The sequence below is a fragment of the Paraglaciecola sp. genome (assembly GCF_039964565.1).
GTDB lineage: Bacteria > Pseudomonadota > Gammaproteobacteria > Enterobacterales > Alteromonadaceae > Paraglaciecola.
The window spans coordinates 13,845-33,305 of record NZ_JBDVXF010000007.1 but is presented as its reverse complement, the minus strand read 5'-3'; the positions used below and the strand labels follow the sequence as shown (position 1 = coordinate 33,305).

Here is a 19,461-nt window from a genome sequence, read left to right as displayed (position 1 = left end):
AACTTAACCTGCATATAACGCGCTGAGGATATCCCCTGCGCCTTGTTCAAGTAACAAATGAGCAACGTGTTCACCCAAAGTTTCGGCGTTTTCAAGCACATCAGTATGCTCAGCATGCAACAATACTTTGCCATCAACCGACCCAACTAATCCTCGCAGCGTGATATGTTGTCCATTTAACTCAGCAAAACTACCGATAGGCACTTGGCAACCACCGTTTAACTTGGCGTTCATAGCGCGCTCTGCTTTGACTCGAATAGCAGTTTCAGTGTGATTCAAAGGCACCAACAACTCAATCAACTCTAGATCGTCATTGCGACACTCAATACCTACTGCTCCTTGCCCTACCGCAGGTAGTGATAATTGTGCTGGTATCTCTGATTGAATACGTTGTTGCATACCCAATCGTATCAAGCCTGCTGCAGCTAACACTATCGCATCGTATTCCCCTGCATCCAATTTACTTAGCCGGGTATTAACGTTGCCGCGCAAATCTTTGATCACCAAATCTGGTCTAATTTTCCGTATTTGACACTGACGTCTTAAGCTAGACGTGCCTACAACAGCATTTTGGGGTAACTCTTGGAGTGTATTAAAGCGGTTAGATACAAAGGCATCAAACGGGTTTTCTCGTTCACAAATAGCATGCAGCCCAAATCCTTCAGGAAAGGCCATGGGTACATCTTTCATAGAATGTACGGCGATATCTGCACGACCTTCAGTCATGGCCACTTCTAACTCTTTAATAAACAGGCCTTTACCACCAATTTTAGCGAGTGGTGTATCTAGGATTTTGTCGCCTTTAGTCGTCATAGGGACAAGTTCTACTTGCAGATTTTTATGGGCGTTAAGTAACGCCGCTTTGACGTATTCGGCTTGCCATAACGCTAAAGCACTTTTTCGTGTTGCGATACGGATAATGCGTGTTGACATGAAACTTCCTGAACAAAAAATTACGCAGTATATGTTATCAGAAACACGAACAATTTGAGTACTTGGCTAAAGACAAATTTCAAGCAAGGGTAAAAATCGCCCCTGAACGCTATGAGATTCCTTACTACCAACTTTTTTAGCGCCATTTGCGAGATAGAAATCTTCTGCGAAAGGATCACTTTGTAAGCTAATACACTTTGCTTGGCGTTGCTTAGCTAACGATATAGCTGCGCCAAGCAATCGTTTCCCCCAACCTAATCCAATAAAGTCCGGCTCGATAAACAAAGCCTCTAGTTGCGGTTTTTTAGATTCCGTGAAATCCAATATAAAAAAGCCAACAATATGTTGCTCACTCGACTCCGCGACCTTAAAACTATAATTCGATGATAAAATTTGACTCTCGTTGTAAGTTAGTTCTTTTTTACAGTTCGACAAAAACTCTGAGTCATAACCCCAATACCCTTTTGAACGTAAGGCCAAGTCACTGAGAAATGAGGCTTCTTGCGGTTTAGCGCATCGAATTATATTTGTTGTCATCAAATCACCATTAAAAAAATAAAGAAACCAAAAACCCCCGTACAACTAAAATTGTAGTACTCCAGTCCCATTTTATTACGTCACTAGAGCAATGATTAATTTACGTTAATTGCCTCGCTGGGTTCAACTTTCGAAATCCCAAACTCAGCCTTGATAGACTCGACATATTTGCGACGTTTCACTAACCATAGGTTAAACTGCTCGATTATTTCTGGATATTTAACCGTAGAAATTTGGTACGCATAAGTTTGTTTCGGCAAGGTTTCACTGACCACCAGTTTCTCTTGAATATGCAATTGTTGTAAGCTAGCGTTTGCGACCGCAAGGTCAATATCTAGACCATCTAATAAACCGCTGACAAGATGCTTAACCAATATTTTAGAGCTTGAATCTTCATAGAGTTTGAGCTGACCTTGTTCAACCTTTTTGACCCAGAGCGTCGGGAAAAAACCAGTAATAGTACCAATTGTCTTGAAGAAAGACGGGGCTTTACTTTTGTTTTTAGCCAGCACAATCGCCCCTGCAGTCATTGCAACAATCTCGTCACTAAAATATATAGGGAGATGATGCTCGTTGTTTCTTTTTTGCCACCTAGCATTATCAGGAAATTTAAAATCTATATCTTCTTCGTATAACCATTTAGGAAACTGTTTAATTGGCAAAGATAAATAACTTATTTTATGCCCATTTTCCTTTGCAAACTGATCAAAAATAACTTTCGAAAAAGACCTCTTGTTAGAAGCGAAATCGTAATAAGGGTAATAACTTATGTCTTCAACACCAATTACGAAACTTCCTGCATTGGTGAAATAACTGACGGTGAGACAATAAAAGAATACAAAACGAGGCAAAATACTCATTTAGATTCACTCAAAATAAATATCACAATGGATGTCTCGAATTTAACGGAACGAAAACTCAGTATACTCGCAACTGCTCATTGATTAAACAAGCAACAGATTTGAAGTGTTTTGAAAATAAAAAGTGACCGCTCCAATGAATTATTCAGGGTAACTGACTTCGAAATGATGGGTGATTAACATTAAGTCGCCATGCCATACCTGTACTTGCCATTTCCCTTGCCAGTAATTGGGTAGGCTTTTACTTGAATATGTACGCCAATTATCGCCACCAATATTTAAGGTCACAGTGGCTTTTTCTTCACCTTGGTACAACCACCTATGAATAATTTGGTTACTAGCGAGCCCACTTACCTGCGTGAAAAAGTAAACGCGCTTCATTTGTTCAACTTGCCCCTCGACAAATCCCTCTAGGTCATCAGTCGGCTCTCTATTTTCAATACTACTAGTCAATTGGCTACGCTCTACTTGTGCCATGGTAAATTGACTAAATATTCCCAACGATAAAATCATTAATAGCTGTGAGAATTTTTTCACAGTGTTCTCCAAAATATGCTTAGGTACCTAAGTGCTTAACTCTGCACTTTTTTCTATCCAAAAAAAAGCCCGAATTTACGGGCTGAGATTTGTGAAAACTTAATTTAGTTGTCTTGGTATTTTTTCACATTGGTAATTTCAGAGTAATATTTATTCGCAGAAACAATGTCTGCATCAATGGTTGAAAGCCAATCTCTTTTTACTTTTTGGTTATAGTTCAAATACAATTTTCCGTCTTCAATATGCCAAGCGTTAGGATCAATACCAGCAGTTTTGCTATCAGCCATTGCCCAAGCACAATAACCACCGTATTGAGCAGCGTACTTTTCAGGGTTTAGCTCAAACAACTCCAAATTCTTTTGACTAGAGAAACGCCAATTAGCGCCGCGCCATAAGACTTGAAACGTCTTGTTTCCCACAACCGGTTCCCCTTGAGTAAAGTACGCAACGGTATCGTATCCTTCTATGGCAGTGTTATTGAAAAATCCGGTATTCACAGCGTCATCAACCGCCAAAACGGGTAAAGTTACAAGCGTAAAAAACGTTACCGCTAAATATTTCATCAATTTATGCATTGCAAATTCGTTCCAACAATTTCAACAACCTTGAGAGACTAAACCGGATTAAGGTGAATAAACTTTCATCTCAATTTTTTTGTTGTACTTTTATTGCTAAAACTTCAGTTAGGAAACTGTTATGGGTCTGCCGCTGAAAAAATGAATGCCTGTGATGGTGTTTCCAGCATATGCTCCATTAATGTTAATCCACTAGTTTTAGCAAGATGATCAATTAGCTCTCGCTGAGTGTTGTCACCTATTTCAAATGTAACCGCATGCACCTTATATTCGTCGGCAATAAACTGCTTAAACACGCCGCGTCCGGGGCTCGAACCGGGTTTAGGCCTGACCACAAAAGATGCAACAGTTTGACTTTTTATTTTAGCTAACCAGTCATTGGTAAATTGTGATGGCGCTACATTGTAATCAGTAGGCATGGTATAAAAAATATCTTGCTGAGTAGAATGAAAATCCACTGCAAATACTAAGTGTTGAGACGCCTTTAACAGACTATCTAATTTCGCTTTAACCAACGCAGTTTCTAACTGAGTAAATTTCCCCCAATCACGATTCAAATCGATCCCCTTGTTATTGTGTCGCCAATTTCCCGAAGCGACCCCATCAGGGTTTAAATTAGGTATTATCAATACATTAAAACGCTGCAAAAACGCTTGCTGAATTTGTGTTGGTTGCGCCAACTGCTCTACAAAACCCAGCAATGCTAGCGCACCAGTAACTTCTGGCGGATGTTGCCTACCTATTACCAGTAGCCATTCATTATTATTGTCTCTAAGTGAAATTAATCCCTCAATTGGTCTACCTAAAGTTGAATGACCTAAGTTTATTTGGCTAAAACTGCTACTTTGCGCAATTTCATTAATCCAACTCAAATAGTGATTGTTATCAATAATTTCTTGCGCGGCAATATACGAGTCTTGGAAAGCAGTGACCTTGAAAGTGAGTTGATTATTTTTGACCACAAAAGGTAAATTTTTCCAAGTTTGTCTGTCTTTACTTATTTTTGGCAGGTATCTGGGTTTGGCTCTTTCTGCTTGTATAGTAATTTTTATTGAATTGCTGCTTCCCTGCTCTTTAGGTTCAACTTTAAACGCATACCAAGGACTAGGATTAATAGGCCGGTTTTCAGGGTTGGTAGTCAACAAATAGTGATCTTCAGATAACTTCTTACAACTATTGAGCCTTGCTGTTTCAAAGTTAGCGGTAAAACTCACTCGCTCAAATTCACAACTTTGTGCATAAAGTTCAAAACTCAACACACAAAATATCAGGACTAATAATAAACTCTTGTGATTTTTAGATTGCATCGTTATTCCGTTTATAAAATTGTTGTGTGACCTTCCAACTGAGATTTTGTAGGGCTAAAGCGATTTCCTTATCCAACTTACCTGTATAACTTAAACCTTCTGGAGAGCGTTGGTAGAATGTTGCATAAAATACACATGCGGCCAAATAAGTACCTGCTTCACTAGGGTGTTTCCAGTTTATTTTATATGTCAGTTGGCCTTTACTGTCGACTCCCATTACGTCAGGAACAAATAACTCTATATGACTTAGCACTGTTTCAGCCTGAGCAAAAGCCACACCAACAGGTACTACTAGCACACCTAACTTATTAGCTAATTGAGTATAAACATTCGCAAGTTCTCTACCCATGCGTGCTTGGCTCTTGTATCCCCAAGTCATAAATAAAACAGGTTGAATATCCTTAGCTTTGATTTTCTGTACTGCGATAGACGTAGCTTCTACAAACTTTTGGTAACTCTTCGCGTTGATTGGTTCTTTGCTATGCCCCTGCAAAACAACAGCTTGCCAGTCTCGATTAGTCACATTTATCATATATTCTAAATCTGCAATGTGCTCCTTTATGTACCCCCCAGATAAGGTGGATAACCGTAGGCGATTTTGGTTTTTATTCCATTCGCCAGATGAACGAATCAAACTGCCTAAATGGTTGTGTATGCCGTTGTTGTAAAAACTAAAACTATTACCTACAAATAATACTCGGGTTAGCTTTGATACGGGTTTGATCTCTGGAGCGACCAATGAATCCACGAGCTCTTTAACCTTGTTTGAAGTAACAGTTGCAAACAGGTTTTGACTCATAACAGCAATGATGACCAACAAGCTCACCCGAATCACAGCAACACTCTTATACTTTAAATGACTCATAAGAATACCTGCGGCGCTAGCCAAACTGAGACCACTGAAAGCAATAACATTCCAATCAAGTTTAGTATCGCACCAGCTTTCACCATTTGCGGGATATTAATAAGCCCAGATGCAAACACTATGGCATTAGGTGGCGTAGCAACGGGTAGCATAAAAGCACAGCTAGCCGCCAGTGTTATTGGAATACACAACAATAGAGGTGATACCCCCAATTCAAGAGAAACTGCTGCAACTACTGGCAAAAAGGTAGCGGCAGTGGCGACATTACTGGTCAGTTCGGTTAAAAAAATCACTAAACCTGAAGCAGCAATGACCAAAGCAAACACTCCGAATCCCCCTAGAGGAGTTAAGCTACCGCCTAACCATGCAGCTAATCCTGAAGAAGATACGGCCGCCGCTAAGCTCAAACCTCCACCAAACAAAATCAATACCCCCCACGGCAACCTATTAACATCATGCCAAATCATGATTTGAGGTTGTTGTTTATCACCACTAGGTAATAAAAACAGAATTAAGGCTGCGGACATAACGATGCCTGTATCAGTCAAAAAATCGATACTTAACAACGTAGATAATGGCCTTCTAACTATCCAAAATATCACAACCAGTGCAAAAATGACCGCGACGCGAATTTCAGCTTTAGTCATTTTTCCTAAGTCACTTTTTAACTGTGCTAGGTGGTTGGTAACCTCTGGATTTGCTGGAATGTTTATTTTAAAGGTCCAGCGAGTTAACGATAACCAAGCCAGTGGCAGCATCAATAACATCACGGGAACACCGACTAACATCCAACTCGCAAAAGTAATTTTGATACCATAGTTTTCACTTAGAAATGCCGCTAGAAGAGCGTTAGGTGGGGTGCCAACCAAAGTCGCCAAGCCTCCTATAGTGGCTGCGTAGGCCAGTCCAAGCAACATGGCTACCTGAAACGTTTTGGTTTGCTCTTCGCTTAACTCGGCGTTATTTTCAGAAATGACTCGTGCGACCGATAACGCGATAGGCATTAACATCATAGTGGTAGAGGTATTTGTCATCCACATTGACAATAAAGCAGCCACTAACATAAAACCGCCTATCAGGCGGCTTCCATCCGTACCTGTATAAGACAATATGCCTAAGGCAATACGTTTATGTAAATCCCACCTCTCAACCGCAAGAGCCAGAATAAACGCCCCAAGAAACAAATATATAATCGGATTAGCGTACGAGGCGCTGGCTTCTGCAATAGTGTTAATGCCTAAAAAAGGAAAGGTGACTATAGGTAAAAAGGCAGTGACCGGAACCGGAACAGCCTCAGTTGCCCACCAAATCGCCATCCACAACCCAACGGCGGCCACACGCCAAGCTACAGGCTCCATACTCGACTGTGTTCCACCAAATAGCATCATCAATACAAAAATCCCTGGTCCCACCACCAAACCTATATCTTGAAATCGAGCACGGTGTTGGTCGGTAATATCCGGTAAACTATTACTCATTTTACTGCCTTGTGTTGAAGTTTCTAGAATGGGCCAAAATATTGTTAATATTTGGCCCCAATGGAGATAGGAGTTAAAACTTGGTTTTGAAATCTAAGTAAAAACTGCGGCCATAATCTCGATGCGCGTCCGAAAAAAATCCGAAGTAACGGTCTGCTAAAGGCGCTCGTTCATCAGTTAGATTTCGAATACCTAGACGCAAACGCGTACTGATATTATTCACCTCGAAGTTATAGTCAAATGTGGCATTAAAGGTTGTCATAGAAGGTATGACGTAACGAGTTCCATCGGCAAGGGTTAATGAACTTTGATAAAAACTTCCTATTTTATTTCCACTTAACGATGCGCCTAAATCGCCTTTACGCCATGAAACACGCATTGATTGGCGTTTCTCTTGGTTACCATCTTGTCCAATCAAGTCAGCGAAGCCAGCAATAGGGATATCCGCTGGTAACACTCCGGACTCCTGGGCAGTTACTAGTAAAGCGGCTTCGCCTCCGGCGACTTGTTCAAATTTTTCAATAAACGAGCCATTGTAACTAAACTTAAACTTACCTATTTCAGTTTTTACATCGTAATAAATGCCAAGGTCATACCCGGCTAAATTCCGGTCATCCAAATTTGCATATTGATCATCAATAAATTGAATATCCCCTCCGGCGCATATTCCAGCGGCTTCATAAATGGCAACTTGATCATCGACTGGTGATTGTCGTGTCACGGCTGGATTAAACTGTGCAGTATCACAATTACTCAAACCATTTTCGATGCGCATTAATAAATCTAGAACGGTGTGATTTTCCTCACCAAATAGGCCTATAGTGTGCTCTTTTTCAATAGACCAATAATCAAAGGTAATTGTCAGTTCATCGTTAGGTGTAAGCACAATACCAAAGGAGGTGTTGGTTGACTCTTCAGGCTTCAAAAAGTCGCTACCTTGGGCAATACGTTGTACTGAATTGGTACAATCAAGAGTGTCTTGCTCAGGGTCACCACCATAAGCCGCTGCGTAGGCACAGGCGTAATCCGTTCTGGTATTATTGCGAGCAACAATACTCTCGTTAATGGTCACCAAATTCGGAGCCCTAAACGCCTCTGACCAAGAACCACGTACCAGTAACGTTTCTACTGGTCGCCAACCGAAGGCCAATTTACCCACAGTCGTGTTACCAACATCTGAAAAGTCTTCGTAACGCAACGCTACTTGGGCGTTCAAGCTTTCCAGAATGGGTACTTGAAACTCTGCAAATAGAGACGCAACATCACGTTCTCCACTACTATCAGGAGTAGGACTAGAATTAACCACATCTGATACGAAAGGATACGTATCACCTTCATAGTCGGTAAAGGTGATAGTACCATCTAAGCGGTCATCTCGGTCGTCAATAAAAGACTCTTCGCGATATTCAACCCCCACCACAAAACCCACTGGACCAGCTGGTAACATGAAAATTTCTGGATTTGCAAATTTAGCATCAAATGTGGTTAATTCTGTTTCATTAAGCCTCACAACATCTATAAGTGCCCGCTCAATATTTGAATCAACGCCACCACTAAAAGGATTATAGGCCGCTGCAGTAGAGTCAAATAATGCTTCCGCGATGAGATTATTCGATACTCTGTTATGGGTGATGTCTTCTTTTGTTGCTTTGGAGTGTGAGATCGCTGTTTCCCAATCCCATTCACCCACTTCTCCTCTGAATCCTTGCAACACACGATAGGTGTCCCCATCGTTATCAACGATACGCGGTAATTCCGCAAATCGATAATTATCGATAGTCAATTCTAGTCCGCTACAAGGTACATCAGGGATCAACTCATCAGAGAGTCTATTAGGTGAACCGCAAGGACCGAAAGGATTGTAATAATTTTCAGCACCGACTCTAAGTTTTGAAGTAGAAAAAGGAGCAGTGGCATGACGTCTCAGGTTGGTTTGAGATTTATAAAATGACAACTCAGTAAAGGCTTCAACGCCATTTTCGAACTCATGATTAATAAACATAAAAAAGTTCATTCGTTTTAGCTCAGAACTTAAGTCACGATCTGCATTGAGATTTAATCGATAGGTTCCTTGACCATCTTTACCGCCACAAGTAGTTGCGTTTATAACGTACTGACATCTGTCATCACCAATAGGATAGGTCTCAAATTCACCGCTACTATCTGTAAACATGTCTGTTAACCCAGCACCAGACGCACTACTTACTAGGTCAAATTGGCCAAACAACGAGTTGGCGGTATCGTTTCTAAACGAGGTATTACCTGCCCACAGCGAGTCTTCTGGCACTCGGGAACGAAAATCGGCATTTGCCCAGCGTTCGTCATCTTGAGAATTAACCCTATCCCGCGAAAAGTAATTAACAAAAGTGCTAACGTTGGTTCTGCCTTCGTTAAAATCTTTACCCCATTCAAGCGTTAGAGTTTGTTGGTCTCGCGGTAGATGTTCGTATTCCGCCCACCTTCCTGAAAGGGTAAAACCCACAAAATCAGATTTCACAACATGGTTTACAACACCCGCCACTGCGTCGGCTCCGTAAATTGCAGAAGCTCCATCACGCAACACTTCCACGCGATCTAGCCCAACTACGGGAATGGTATTAACGTTGACGGAACTTACGGGAACAAAACTACCGCCCACCTCTTCGGTTTGATAAGAGGCAGAATTGACCATTCTGCGTCCGTTAAGCAAAACTAAAGTATTGCCGGTACCCAAATTGCGTAAATTGTAGGTACCAACATCGCCTCGTGCAGCATTGACACCACCACTTATATTTTCAGCTTCACTAAAAAAGTTTTGGCCATTTTCAGGGATGAGCTGTAAAAGATCATCAACTGAATCAATACCTAAGGAACCAATTGCGTCCGCACCAATTACCGATACGGCCAAGGCCTCTGCCACTTGACCTCCTTTTATATGAGAGCCTACAACTTGAATTTTTTCTACTGCTTTATCTTCATCTACGCTCGTGTTCGCCTCTTGGGCAAAGATCGAAAATGAGTAGAGAGAAGCAATGGTGAGAGAGAGAAGTTTAGGAGTAACCCCCGGAAGTTTTTGTTTTACGAAATAATGTTGCATGTATTTGCCTCGATGTGTGATTTCTTATTCTTTTCAATAAGAACGCACCACGAATCAAAAACCCCTACTTTTATTTACAAAAACTTTACAAACAGAGTGAAAACTCCCCCTCTAAACAAATTGTTGAATAATCGGCATGCTTAATCCAACAAAAATAAGACCTATAGCCAACGAATATAACCAAGCTGGGCTGCTTGTAGGTTGCGGATTGTCGGGTTGAGTATCTTGCTTGGGTATCGGATTTGGAAAAGGCAAAACTTTAGATTTTTCAACTAATTGTTCCATGCTTTTTATACATGAGCTTTTCGCCCACATTTCTGAAAGTTCTATATAGGCGTGTTGATGCGCAGGTTGTGCTTGCAACCAATCGTAAAAGGCTATTTGTCCTTTTTCATCCAAAGTGTCTGAATCAAGCATAGCAATCCAATTTGCGGCTTCTGCAAGCACGGACTCTGACACTTCATAACCTGACCACTCTTCGATATTCAATTTGAATTCGCTCTTAATTTACCTTTGTTTATCCGTTTGCTTTTACGCACGTATTCCCTGCATAAGAAAAGACCTTTAGCCAAATGACTTTCCACCGTTTTTATAGAAATTCCCAGCATAGCGGCGATATCAGAGTTACTTTTAGAATGTAATTTTCGTTGAACAAAGACCTGTCTACATATAGGTGGTAACTGATTAATGGCCCGCAGTATTAAGGCTTCTTCATCTTGTTTGATTAATTCAGACTCAGAGCTATAAATTTTTTGGGACTCGTCCTCGACTAAACAGCTACCCGTTTGTTGTAGATGTAAGTTGACTACTTTTTGATGTCGAATGTTGCTTATTGCAAGGTTTTTTGCAATGGAATAGAGCATAGGTGTTAACGATTTTAATTGCTCTAACGGCCGCTGTTTATTGGGGTTCTTACTCACGAATAGATAAATCTTCAAATAAGCCTCCTGCAATATTTCTTCTGCTTCCCCCATACTTACCATTTTAGCTAACAGAGCTAGCTGTTGCGGTTTAGTTTGGGCGATGAACTCTTGCAGCGCTTCTTCAAAGTTAAGTGTGTAACTTTTGTCCAAATGCTTATCCTCAGTGTTTTACCTTTAATTCAAAGATTCAAAATGAAATCAAAAAATATAGAGCACCATCAAAAATTTTAAGCTAACTTTTCCTGCAACCAGCTTGAAATATCATTTAGCTGCTGCATACACACGTTATGTTGCATCGCATATTCATGCCATGTGACCTGGTAACCGTTACTTTGTAATACTTTAAATGCGGCGTTACCCATAAAAACGGGAACCACATCATCGTGAGTGCCGTGGGCCACAAAAATCGGAGTACTTTTGTTTGCGCTATGAGCTTCTTCTTTTAGCTTTTCTGGCTCACTCATATAACTCGACATCGACATAATTCCCGCCAATGTCTTCTCATAGCGTGTACCAAGATTTAGCGCGATAACACCACCTTGTGAAAATCCTGCTAACACTATCTTGTTGGCAGGGATCCCTTGAGCAATTTCCTGCTCAATTAAATTTGCGACAAAAGCAGACGATTCTTTCACCCCTTGACTATCTGCCCTGTGATTAAAGTCCAAGCTCGTAATATCGTACCAAGCACGCATCAACATACCGTTGTTGATAGTGACTGGGCGGGTAGGCGCATGCGGGAACACAAACCTAATTCCCAATTCACTGGGTAATTTTAGATCCGGCACTATAGGAGCAAAGCCGTTTCCCGAATCACCTAAGCCATGAAGCCATATCACAGTGGCTTTTGCTTTAACATCAGGGTTAACTTCTACATAGGGTAAAGCTGGTTGACTCATTTACGTATTCTCGTTGCTAGGTTATTTTCTAAGTTTGACGTCTGCTTCTGCTTGTTTAGACACTGCGTCATCAAGAAACGACCAAAACTCTACTCCAGTGCGCTCATCTATCCACTGTTCATTCTGAAAATTAAAGTGATGGCCATTATATTTAGTCGCCACCCATAATTGGTGTAGGGGTGGTTGTTTATTGATAATGATTTTTGAGCCATTTAGAAAAATCATTGTGAGTATGCTACTCGCTGACTCATAATCGATATCCACTTCACACTCATCGAGCATTTGTTCAATATCGATCAACAAATCATCGGTCATTTGATGATATAAACTATCATTCATATTGCTTGCACCCATATTTTTACTAAGAAGTGGTATTTTACGATTATTTGGTTAGATAACCACATCAGCATATTGCGTATAATAAGAATATGCTAACATTGCTAACCAATCACCACACAAATTATTAATCACTTTAAGACAAAAAAATGCCTCAAACCCTTGGAAATTTATTTATTCTAGCGGCACCATCAGGAGCCGGAAAATCTAGCTTAATCAAAGCCCTTCTAGAAAAACACCCAGCAACAGACGCACACAATAATGCGATGCAAGTATCGGTGTCTCATACTACAAGAGCACCACGCCCCGGAGAAATTGACGGGGTACATTATCATTTTGTCGACCACGCAGAGTTTGAATCACTGATCGAACAACAGGCTTTTTTTGAACATGCTGAGGTTTTTGGCAATTATTATGGCACGTCTAAAATTGTCATAGAAGAAACCCTACGCCGAGGAATTGATGTTTTTCTTGATATTGATTGGCAAGGAGCGCGCCAAGTTAAAGCCCAAATACCCGATACTGCCACCATTTTTGTTGCGCCGCCTTCAAAAGAAGAATTAAGAAGACGTCTAACCGAGCGTGGACAAGATTCAGCGGAGATAATTGAGCAACGTATGACTAAAGCTGTATCAGAAATTTCCCACTATCATGAATTTGACTTTATTGTGGTAAATGATAATTTTACTTCTGCATTATCTGAGTTAGATGCGATAGTAACCACTCGCAGACTACGTAAAGAGAAACAAATTATTCGCCATCAAAAGTTATTTGATAATTTATTAGGATCATAATTGATCAAATAGCTTTTAAACTTGCATTTTAATCAGTACACTATGCGACCTTTTTTTCATATAACCACCCGACGGAGATCATCATGGCCCGCGTAACAGTTGAAGATGCTGTAGATAAAATTGGCAACCGATTCGATTTAGTTTTAGTGGCTGCTCGTCGTGCTCGCCAAATTGCTATTGAAGGCAAAGACCCTATGGTAGAACGTGGCACAGATAAGCCTACTGTAGTTGCATTACGAGAAATTGAACTCGGTTTAGTGACAGCAGATACGCTAGAAGCAGAAAATATTCGCGATCAAGAAGCGCAAGATCAAGCCGAATTTACGTCTGTAGCAAACATCCTACAAGAGCAGTAAATATCTCTTTTTGTGACGGCTTTGCATCAATCTGATGTTTAGCCGTTGGCATCCCGCCAAATTCCCCGTATTCTTAACCCAAATGAATCATTGTATAAGCGTTTAAAGTGTATCTTTTTGAGGGTTTAAAACAAAAACTTGAAGCCTATCTGCCGTCTGAAAAGGTTGCGGAAATTCAGCGAGCCTTCATTGTTGCCAGGGACGCCCACAGTGGACAAATGCGGTCTAGCGGCGACCCGTATATTACTCACCCGGTAGCAGTAGCTGGTATTTTAGCCGACATGTGTTTAGACCATGAAACTATTATGGCTGCGTTATTACATGATGTAATTGAAGATACACACCACAATAAAGAGGATTTAAGCAGTCAATTTAGCGAGACTGTAGGCGAACTTGTCGAGGGCGTCAGCAAATTAGAAAAAATCCACTTTAGTAGTACCCAAGAAGCCCAAGCAGAAAATTTTAGAAAGATGATGATGGCTATGGTCCAAGATATCCGTGTCATTTTAATCAAATTAGCCGACCGTACCCACAATATGCGTACTTTAGGTTCATTGCGTCCTGATAAACGTCGTCGTATTGCCCGTGAAACATTAGAAATATATTCCCCAATTGCCCATCGACTCGGTATTCACGATATAAAAAATGAGTTAGAGGATTTGGGTTTTCAAGCGATGTATCCAATGCGGCATCGCGCTCTTAAATCTGCAGTGAAACAAGCTCGAGGTAACCGCAAAGAAATCATTGAAAATACCCGAAAAGAAGTTGAATCCCGGCTCAGTGATGTTGCAATCAATGCAGTGGTTTTAGGGCGTGAAAAACACCTTTATTCGATTTATCGCAAGATGAAAAACAAAGAGTTGATGTTTAATGAGGTGATGGATATTTATGCCTTTAGAGTAGTGGTAGATTCAGTTGATCACTGTTATCGAGCATTAGGGGCAATGCACGGTTTATACAAACCTATTGAGAGTCGTTTTAAAGACTATATCGCTATCCCTCGGACCAATGGTTATCAATCATTACATACTTCACTTATTGGTCCACATGGTATTCCTGTCGAAATTCAGATACGAACCAACGACATGGATCAAATGGCAGACAAAGGTGTAGCAGCACATTGGGTCTATAAAGACACCAAAGACACGAACGATACGACTGCCCAAGTGCGGGCACGAAAGTGGATGCAGTCATTAATTGAATTACAACAAAGTGCCAGTACTTCATTTGAGTTCATTGAAAACGTAAAAACAGATTTATTTCCAGACGAAATTTACGTGTTCACGCCAGATGGTAAAATTATCGAGTTGCCTTTAGGCGCAACCGCTGTCGATTTTGCCTATGCAGTACATACGGATATAGGTAATTCGTGTGTAGGAGTAAAAGTAGAAAGACGGGCATTTTCACTGAGCAAACCACTAGAAAATGGGCAAACAGTAGAAATAATTACCTCACCTCGAGCCAAACCTAATGCTAATTGGCTTAACTTTGTAGTCAGTGCCAAAGCAAGGGCTCGTATTCGCCATTATTTGAAAAACCAAAGATCTGAAGAAGCAGTGGTGATGGGTAATCGCTTGCTCAGACATGCATTGGGCAAAGTCAAACTAGATAAACTGCCTCAAGCAGATATAGACCGCGTGGTGCTCGAAACAAAACACGATAATTTTGAGGAGTTATTGGCAGATATTGGCTTAGGTAACGAACTTAGCGCAATAGTTACACGACGATTGTTAGGCGAGAACACCCAGCTGTCTGATAAACAAAATAAAGTCGCTATTCGAGGAACTGAAGGACTATTAGTATCCTATTCTAGATGCTGCCATCCTATACCTGATGACGAAATTGTTGCTATTTTAAGTCCAGGCAAAGGCATGACTATTCATCAAACCGGTTGCAGTAATATTCGTAAATTAAGCAAAGAAGAACCCCATAGAGTATTGGTCATGCAATGGGGAGAAGATGTACACGGTAATTTCCATGGGGCATTGCGAATCGAGTTGATTAATAACCAAGGTACCTTAGCAAACTTAACCAATAGGGTTGCAAGCTGCGGTTCCAACATTGTTGGATTACAAACCGAAGAAAAAGAAAGTAACATTTATTATGTAGATATTGAATTAACCATTAAAAATAGGCTACAACTGGCAAACGTCATGCGTAAAATCCGTACTATGCCTGAAGTGCAAAGGGTATCTAGACACAGTCAAGCCAAACAGAATTAGGCACGGCCTAATCCTCCTATCCAAAATTAAATAAAAGAAGGTCACTATTATGTCTAAGTCCGTAATCCATACTGACAAGGCGCCAAAAGCTATTGGCACTTATAGCCAAGCAATTAAAAGCGGTACAACAGTCTATCTTTCAGGGCAAATACCTTTGGTTCCTGAAACTATGGAGGTGATATCTGAAGATTTTGCCGAGCAAGCTCATCAGGTATTTAAAAATGTACAGGCGGTTTGTGAAGCAGTAGACGAGGGGTCTTTGAATCACTTAGTTAAAGTCAATATTTTCCTAACCGATTTATCTAACTTTGCTGTAGTAAACGAGATTATGAGTCAATACTTTAAACAACCCTACCCTGCTCGTGCTGCAGTGCAAATTAGTGCCTTACCTAAAGGTGTTCAAATTGAAATAGACGGCGTCATGGAGTTACCTGAATAAGGGTAGCTTTATGCGTACAGATATTTATATGCCTGCCGAGCGATATGCTCGGATTCGGCAGTTTCTTCGCTTACGTCAACCTAGCTTAACCTTGTGTTTAGAACAGCTGAATAAACCCCATAATGTTTCAGCCATTGTTCGTAGCTGTGATGCTGTCGGCGTTTTTGAAGTACACGCGGTCTGGAATGAAAAACCACAATTTCGCAAAAGCACCGCTATGGGCAGCGAAAACTGGGTGTACACCAAAGAACACGCTTGTATCGAAAATGCAGTAAGCCATCTAAAGTCAAAAAATATGCAAGTGCTGGTCACTAACTTATCAAGTAGCGCTGTAGATTTTCGAGAGATTGACTATACCCAACCTACGGCGATTATATTAGGACAAGAAAAACAAGGATCGACTCCCCAAGCCATTTCCTTGGCAGATCACGACATCACTATTCCTATGGTGGGCATGGTGCAATCACTTAATGTATCAGTTGCTGCAGCGCTTATTTTGTATGAAGCCCAAAGACAAAGGCAATTGGCCGGCATGTATGATAATCAACAGTTATCAGAACAAGCTTGCCAGAAACTGCTATTCGAAAGTGGTTTTCCTCGACTACGAGAACTTTGTGATCAAAAAGGATTAACTTACCCCTATATAAATAACTTAGGTCAAATACAAGCAAGTGAAAGTTGGTGGGCACAAATGCAGCGATCCGATTCTCTTTAAAGATGCTTCCGATTTTTTAGCGACCCTATTTTTCGATTATTGAGCCTAAGATGAAAGTAATTCTGAAAATATTGGGTCCACCCAGTTTGATTCCACTTTTATTCGAGAGACTTATGAAACAACCATTATTAGTAGTAATCGTAATTCTAACCATTGGATTATTTTCAAACACGTCCAACGCCTTAGACCGAACCCAGATTGCAGAGTCAGCCGAAAATGTCACACCTCTATTGATTGGCCAATCTGCACCAAACAGCAAATTACAAACGGTAGAGGGCGATCCTGTCAGTTTAAAGGCGCTAACCATGGAAAAGCCTACTGTTTTAATTTTTTACCGAGGAGGCTGGTGTCCGTATTGTAATCGCCAACTAGCTGGATTGAAGGACATTGAAGGACCACTTGACGAATTAGGTTACCAAATATTGGCCATTTCTCCAGAAACGCCGGCTCAATTACAACAGCAAAAATTACAAACCAAATTTACGGTGCGTTTATTGGCTGACCCAGATTTAGAAGCAATAAGTGGCTTTGGGATAGGTTTTTATGTACCTAATGAAACTCGTACAAAATATAAAACAAATTGGGATATTAATCTTAACAATGAAAAGGCCACTGGCAGAGCTGTATTACCCGCACCCGCTGTATTTATTTTAGATACCACAGGTAAAGTGGTATTCAGTTATGTTAACCCCAATATTAAAACTCGTCTGTCGCCTGAACTTCTTTATCAGGCCGCAAAACTATCTTTGTAGTAAGTCAATAGTATTTACCAAGTCAATAATCATTGGCTTGGTAAAATAATGGCTATTGCTATTTGTGATCTTGAGTCACGATACAATTACGGCCATTTTCTTTCGCCATATATAAACGTGCATCGGCCTTTTTCATAAGTGAGCTTAAGCTAGTTCCATCTTTACCATATGTTGCTAAGCCACCACTCATAGTGATGTTGATACTATGGTTGTGATAAATGAAAGGGTGCTGTGATAGTTTCTCTCGCATTAAATTGATATGTGTGTAGGCTTTCTCTACATCAGAGCTTGTCATAAGAAGTGAGAATTCTTCACCGCCAAACCTAGCCAACAAATCACTTTCTCTTTTATTTTTCTTTAAAAACTCTGCCACATAACAAAGGGCTTTATCGCCCACATCATGTCCAAATTGATCATTGATATTTTTAAAAAAGTCTAAGTCGAACAGCGCCACAATAAAATGAATATTGTGTCGTTTACTCAATAATGAGTAATGCTGAAAGCCGTCTTCTAACTTCAAACGGTTTGCTAACCCTGTAAGCTTATCTGTTCCTGCCAACTCAAGTAAACGTTGTTCATTTTTCTCACGGTTGAGCTCATAAACATGCGCCATAGCCATACACATAACAGCACTGAAACACACATTTATGGAGATAGCAGTGTTTAAAGTGAAACTATTGTTGGCGTCTATAAACCGCCAATGATAAACGATAATACCCAACACAATAAAAAAACACCGAGACCCAAAAACCTTGTTGCCGCCCAATTAACAAATAGGACACCAAAGGAATAGTCAAAATCCAAACAAACATTGCTTCAGAGGACTGCGGCAGAGAAAGCGCGTACAAAATAACTAAAAAGCACGGAATGATGTACATCAATACCCACCTAGAGAAGTTGGGTGTTGTTGGGATTATGCGCCACAAGAAAGCCGAATAAAATCCAAATCCAAGCTCAATTGCGGCGAGAATATAGATGTCACGGTTAAAGTTAACTACTGAAAATAGCAAACCGCCAACAAAAGTAAACGACACTAAGACTCGCATCACATCGCGCCGATATTGAATATTTTGTACTAATTGCTCATTCATTTAATTTAATACTTTGCTACAGACAGACAAATATTTAAACACCGTTAAATCATGGGGGCTTTGACTTCTCGCCCTTCATATATAGATATATTGTAACGCGAATATTACTATTTAATCTAAAAAACAACCTACTATATTAAATTCTTATATTAATAAGGCGAGCATGCTTTTAGCAAAAAATCGCAATACAGTTCTGAGCCCCAGCAATAACCCACTGTTACATCGTTGTTATTCACGGCTCACTAGAGAGTTTTTTTATCTGCTGCACTAGCTCTTTTGCCAGCTCATTAGGTACAGGTATAGTTAAGTGATACTGGCTGATTTTCCACCCCTTATCAGTTAACTCCAATACACCTGTTCCTCTGCATTCACCGTAGCTTTGGTTATCCAACATTTCATCAAACCAAGCGAATTGGCCTGACCTAGTAACGGTTACATGTCGATTTCTCGGGATATAAGTCCAACCATTTCCTTTTTCAAAGTAAGGTTTAGCGAAGTCCTCGAACGCATCTTTACCCCAGCGCTCATCTCCATCAGTACCAATAAAAACAGCGTTATCTGATAATAAATCAAAATACTGCCGATAATTTGCTTCACTTGCAGCTTGGTGGAATGAATCTAACACCTTAATAATCTGGGATTGGTTTTGTGACGCGTGAACTGGAAATAACACACACATCACTAATATGAGGAATAAACGAGTTTGTAGCATTTTGATGATCCCGAATTGTAAAAACCCATACTAGCTTTGCCTACTTTAGATACC

22 protein-coding genes and 1 pseudogene are annotated in these 19,461 nt (G+C 40.5%); 6 read left to right on the top strand and 17 right to left on the bottom strand.

Annotation, left to right across the window (positions count from 1 at the left end):
- Nucleotides 1-3: 3 nt before the first annotated feature.
- The 13 genes from hemC to cyaY form a co-directional block, all read right to left on the bottom strand.
- On the bottom strand, nt 4-933 hold the full coding sequence (hemC, locus tag ABJK37_RS04430) for a hydroxymethylbilane synthase (RefSeq protein ID WP_348350530.1): 930 nt from the start codon (nt 931-933) through the stop codon (nt 4-6).
- A 66-nt stretch (nt 934-999) separates the two neighbouring features.
- Nucleotides 1,000-1,470 (bottom strand): GNAT family N-acetyltransferase, encoded by a 471-nt coding sequence (locus ABJK37_RS04425; RefSeq protein WP_348350528.1) that lies wholly within the window; start codon nt 1,468-1,470, stop codon nt 1,000-1,002.
- A 95-nt stretch (nt 1,471-1,565) separates the two neighbouring features.
- Entirely contained in the window at nt 1,566-2,330 is a 765-nt protein-coding gene (locus ABJK37_RS04420) for a hypothetical protein (RefSeq protein WP_348350526.1), read from the bottom strand.
- 141 nt (nt 2,331-2,471) lie between these two features.
- Nucleotides 2,472-2,867: a DUF2914 domain-containing protein gene (locus tag ABJK37_RS04415; protein ID WP_348350524.1), complete on the bottom strand. Its 396-nt coding sequence runs from the start codon at nt 2,865-2,867 to the stop codon at nt 2,472-2,474.
- Nucleotides 2,868-2,971: 104 nt separating this feature from the next.
- A complete protein-coding gene (locus ABJK37_RS04410; RefSeq protein ID WP_348350522.1) occupies nt 2,972-3,442 on the bottom strand; it encodes a YHS domain-containing (seleno)protein in 471 nt (156 codons plus the stop codon).
- A 119-nt stretch (nt 3,443-3,561) separates the two neighbouring features.
- Nucleotides 3,562-4,749 carry a M14 family metallopeptidase gene (locus tag ABJK37_RS04405; RefSeq protein WP_348350520.1) on the bottom strand — a complete coding sequence of 396 codons (1,188 nt, stop codon included), beginning with the start codon at nt 4,747-4,749 and terminating at the stop codon, nt 3,562-3,564.
- Nucleotides 4,739-5,614 (bottom strand): DUF4886 domain-containing protein, encoded by an 876-nt coding sequence (locus ABJK37_RS04400; protein ID WP_348350518.1) that lies wholly within the window; start codon nt 5,612-5,614, stop codon nt 4,739-4,741. Before ABJK37_RS04400 ends, ABJK37_RS04405 begins: the two co-directional genes overlap by 11 nt.
- Nucleotides 5,611-7,092: a DASS family sodium-coupled anion symporter gene (locus ABJK37_RS04395; protein WP_348350516.1), complete on the bottom strand. Its 1,482-nt coding sequence runs from the start codon at nt 7,090-7,092 to the stop codon at nt 5,611-5,613. Before ABJK37_RS04395 ends, ABJK37_RS04400 begins: the two co-directional genes overlap by 4 nt.
- A 73-nt stretch (nt 7,093-7,165) precedes the next feature.
- Complete coding sequence (locus ABJK37_RS04390; RefSeq protein WP_348350514.1) at nt 7,166-10,168, bottom strand: TonB-dependent receptor; 3,003 nt, start codon at nt 10,166-10,168, stop codon at nt 7,166-7,168.
- 111 nt (nt 10,169-10,279) lie between these two features.
- Nucleotides 10,280-10,657 (bottom strand): FecR/PupR family sigma factor regulator, encoded by a 378-nt coding sequence (locus ABJK37_RS04385; protein WP_348350512.1) that lies wholly within the window; start codon nt 10,655-10,657, stop codon nt 10,280-10,282.
- Nucleotides 10,654-11,241, bottom strand: a complete 588-nt coding sequence (locus ABJK37_RS04380) for a sigma-70 family RNA polymerase sigma factor (RefSeq protein ID WP_348350510.1) — start codon at nt 11,239-11,241, stop codon at nt 10,654-10,656. The genes ABJK37_RS04385 and ABJK37_RS04380 overlap by 4 nt, the downstream gene beginning before the upstream one ends.
- 77 nt (nt 11,242-11,318) lie before the next feature.
- Nucleotides 11,319-11,990, bottom strand: coding sequence for an alpha/beta hydrolase-fold protein (locus ABJK37_RS04375; RefSeq protein ID WP_348350508.1), 672 nt, complete (start codon nt 11,988-11,990; stop codon nt 11,319-11,321).
- Nucleotides 11,991-12,011: 21 nt separating this feature from the next.
- Complete coding sequence (gene cyaY / locus ABJK37_RS04370; RefSeq protein WP_215931116.1) at nt 12,012-12,329, bottom strand: iron donor protein CyaY; 318 nt, start codon at nt 12,327-12,329, stop codon at nt 12,012-12,014.
- A gap of 146 nt (nt 12,330-12,475) precedes the next feature.
- On the opposite strand from cyaY, the gene gmk reads away from it, so the two are divergent.
- The 6 genes from gmk (at nt 12,476) to ABJK37_RS04340 (ending at nt 17,604) form a co-directional block, all read left to right on the top strand.
- The gene (gene gmk / locus ABJK37_RS04365) at nt 12,476-13,120 is read left to right on the top strand and encodes a guanylate kinase (protein WP_348350505.1); all 645 of its coding nucleotides are present in this window, start codon (nt 12,476-12,478) and stop codon (nt 13,118-13,120) included.
- An 83-nt stretch (nt 13,121-13,203) separates the two neighbouring features.
- Nucleotides 13,204-13,476 (top strand): DNA-directed RNA polymerase subunit omega, encoded by a 273-nt coding sequence (rpoZ, locus tag ABJK37_RS04360; protein WP_348350503.1) that lies wholly within the window; start codon nt 13,204-13,206, stop codon nt 13,474-13,476.
- 107 nt (nt 13,477-13,583) lie between these two features.
- Nucleotides 13,584-15,698 (top strand): bifunctional GTP diphosphokinase/guanosine-3',5'-bis pyrophosphate 3'-pyrophosphohydrolase, encoded by a 2,115-nt coding sequence (spoT, locus tag ABJK37_RS04355; protein ID WP_348350501.1) that lies wholly within the window; start codon nt 13,584-13,586, stop codon nt 15,696-15,698.
- A gap of 49 nt (nt 15,699-15,747) precedes the next feature.
- Complete coding sequence (locus ABJK37_RS04350; protein WP_348350499.1) at nt 15,748-16,137, top strand: RidA family protein; 390 nt, start codon at nt 15,748-15,750, stop codon at nt 16,135-16,137.
- Between the two features lie 28 nt (nt 16,138-16,165).
- Nucleotides 16,166-16,852, top strand: a complete 687-nt coding sequence (trmH, locus tag ABJK37_RS04345; protein ID WP_348350598.1) for a tRNA (guanosine(18)-2'-O)-methyltransferase TrmH — start codon at nt 16,166-16,168, stop codon at nt 16,850-16,852.
- A gap of 113 nt (nt 16,853-16,965) precedes the next feature.
- A complete protein-coding gene (locus tag ABJK37_RS04340) occupies nt 16,966-17,604 on the top strand; it encodes a redoxin domain-containing protein (protein ID WP_348350497.1) in 639 nt (212 codons plus the stop codon).
- A 58-nt stretch (nt 17,605-17,662) separates the two neighbouring features.
- On the opposite strand, the gene ABJK37_RS04335 is transcribed toward ABJK37_RS04340, so the two are convergent.
- From ABJK37_RS04335 to ABJK37_RS04320, 4 genes and pseudogenes are all read right to left on the bottom strand, one after another.
- Entirely contained in the window at nt 17,663-18,217 is a 555-nt protein-coding gene (locus ABJK37_RS04335; RefSeq protein ID WP_348350596.1) for a GGDEF domain-containing protein, read from the bottom strand.
- Between the two features lie 12 nt (nt 18,218-18,229).
- Nucleotides 18,230-18,325: pseudogene (locus ABJK37_RS04330) on the bottom strand (hypothetical protein); the annotation flags it as partial.
- Nucleotides 18,279-18,695 carry a hypothetical protein gene (locus ABJK37_RS04325; protein WP_348350495.1) on the bottom strand — a complete coding sequence of 139 codons (417 nt, stop codon included), beginning with the start codon at nt 18,693-18,695 and terminating at the stop codon, nt 18,279-18,281. The gene ABJK37_RS04325 and the pseudogene ABJK37_RS04330, both read right to left, overlap by 47 nt.
- 232 nt (nt 18,696-18,927) lie before the next feature.
- The gene (locus ABJK37_RS04320) at nt 18,928-19,407 is read right to left on the bottom strand and encodes a nuclear transport factor 2 family protein (protein WP_348350493.1); all 480 of its coding nucleotides are present in this window, start codon (nt 19,405-19,407) and stop codon (nt 18,928-18,930) included.
- Between the last annotated feature and the right edge of the window lie 54 nt (nt 19,408-19,461).

Coding starts and splice junctions, on each gene's coding strand:
- hemC (WP_348350530.1), bottom strand. CDS start 933: ATGTCAACACGCATTATCCGTATCGCAACACGAAAAAGTGCTTTAGCG.
- ABJK37_RS04425 (WP_348350528.1), bottom strand. CDS start 1,470: ATGACAACAAATATAATTCGATGCGCTAAACCGCAAGAAGCCTCATTT.
- ABJK37_RS04420 (WP_348350526.1), bottom strand. CDS start 2,330: ATGAGTATTTTGCCTCGTTTTGTATTCTTTTATTGTCTCACCGTCAGT.
- ABJK37_RS04410 (WP_348350522.1), bottom strand. CDS start 3,442: ATGCATAAATTGATGAAATATTTAGCGGTAACGTTTTTTACGCTTGTA.
- ABJK37_RS04405 (WP_348350520.1), bottom strand. CDS start 4,749: ATGCAATCTAAAAATCACAAGAGTTTATTATTAGTCCTGATATTTTGT.
- ABJK37_RS04400 (WP_348350518.1), bottom strand. CDS start 5,614: ATGAGTCATTTAAAGTATAAGAGTGTTGCTGTGATTCGGGTGAGCTTG.
- ABJK37_RS04395 (WP_348350516.1), bottom strand. CDS start 7,092: ATGAGTAATAGTTTACCGGATATTACCGACCAACACCGTGCTCGATTT.
- ABJK37_RS04390 (WP_348350514.1), bottom strand. CDS start 10,168: ATGCAACATTATTTCGTAAAACAAAAACTTCCGGGGGTTACTCCTAAA.
- ABJK37_RS04375 (WP_348350508.1), bottom strand. CDS start 11,990: ATGAGTCAACCAGCTTTACCCTATGTAGAAGTTAACCCTGATGTTAAA.
- cyaY (WP_215931116.1), bottom strand. CDS start 12,329: ATGAATGATAGTTTATATCATCAAATGACCGATGATTTGTTGATCGAT.
- gmk (WP_348350505.1), top strand. CDS start 12,476: ATGCCTCAAACCCTTGGAAATTTATTTATTCTAGCGGCACCATCAGGA.
- rpoZ (WP_348350503.1), top strand. CDS start 13,204: ATGGCCCGCGTAACAGTTGAAGATGCTGTAGATAAAATTGGCAACCGA.
- ABJK37_RS04350 (WP_348350499.1), top strand. CDS start 15,748: ATGTCTAAGTCCGTAATCCATACTGACAAGGCGCCAAAAGCTATTGGC.
- trmH (WP_348350598.1), top strand. CDS start 16,166: ATGCCTGCCGAGCGATATGCTCGGATTCGGCAGTTTCTTCGCTTACGT.
- ABJK37_RS04340 (WP_348350497.1), top strand. CDS start 16,966: ATGAAACAACCATTATTAGTAGTAATCGTAATTCTAACCATTGGATTA.
- ABJK37_RS04335 (WP_348350596.1), bottom strand. CDS start 18,217: ATGGCGCATGTTTATGAGCTCAACCGTGAGAAAAATGAACAACGTTTA.
- ABJK37_RS04325 (WP_348350495.1), bottom strand. CDS start 18,695: ATGAATGAGCAATTAGTACAAAATATTCAATATCGGCGCGATGTGATG.
- ABJK37_RS04320 (WP_348350493.1), bottom strand. CDS start 19,407: ATGCTACAAACTCGTTTATTCCTCATATTAGTGATGTGTGTGTTATTT.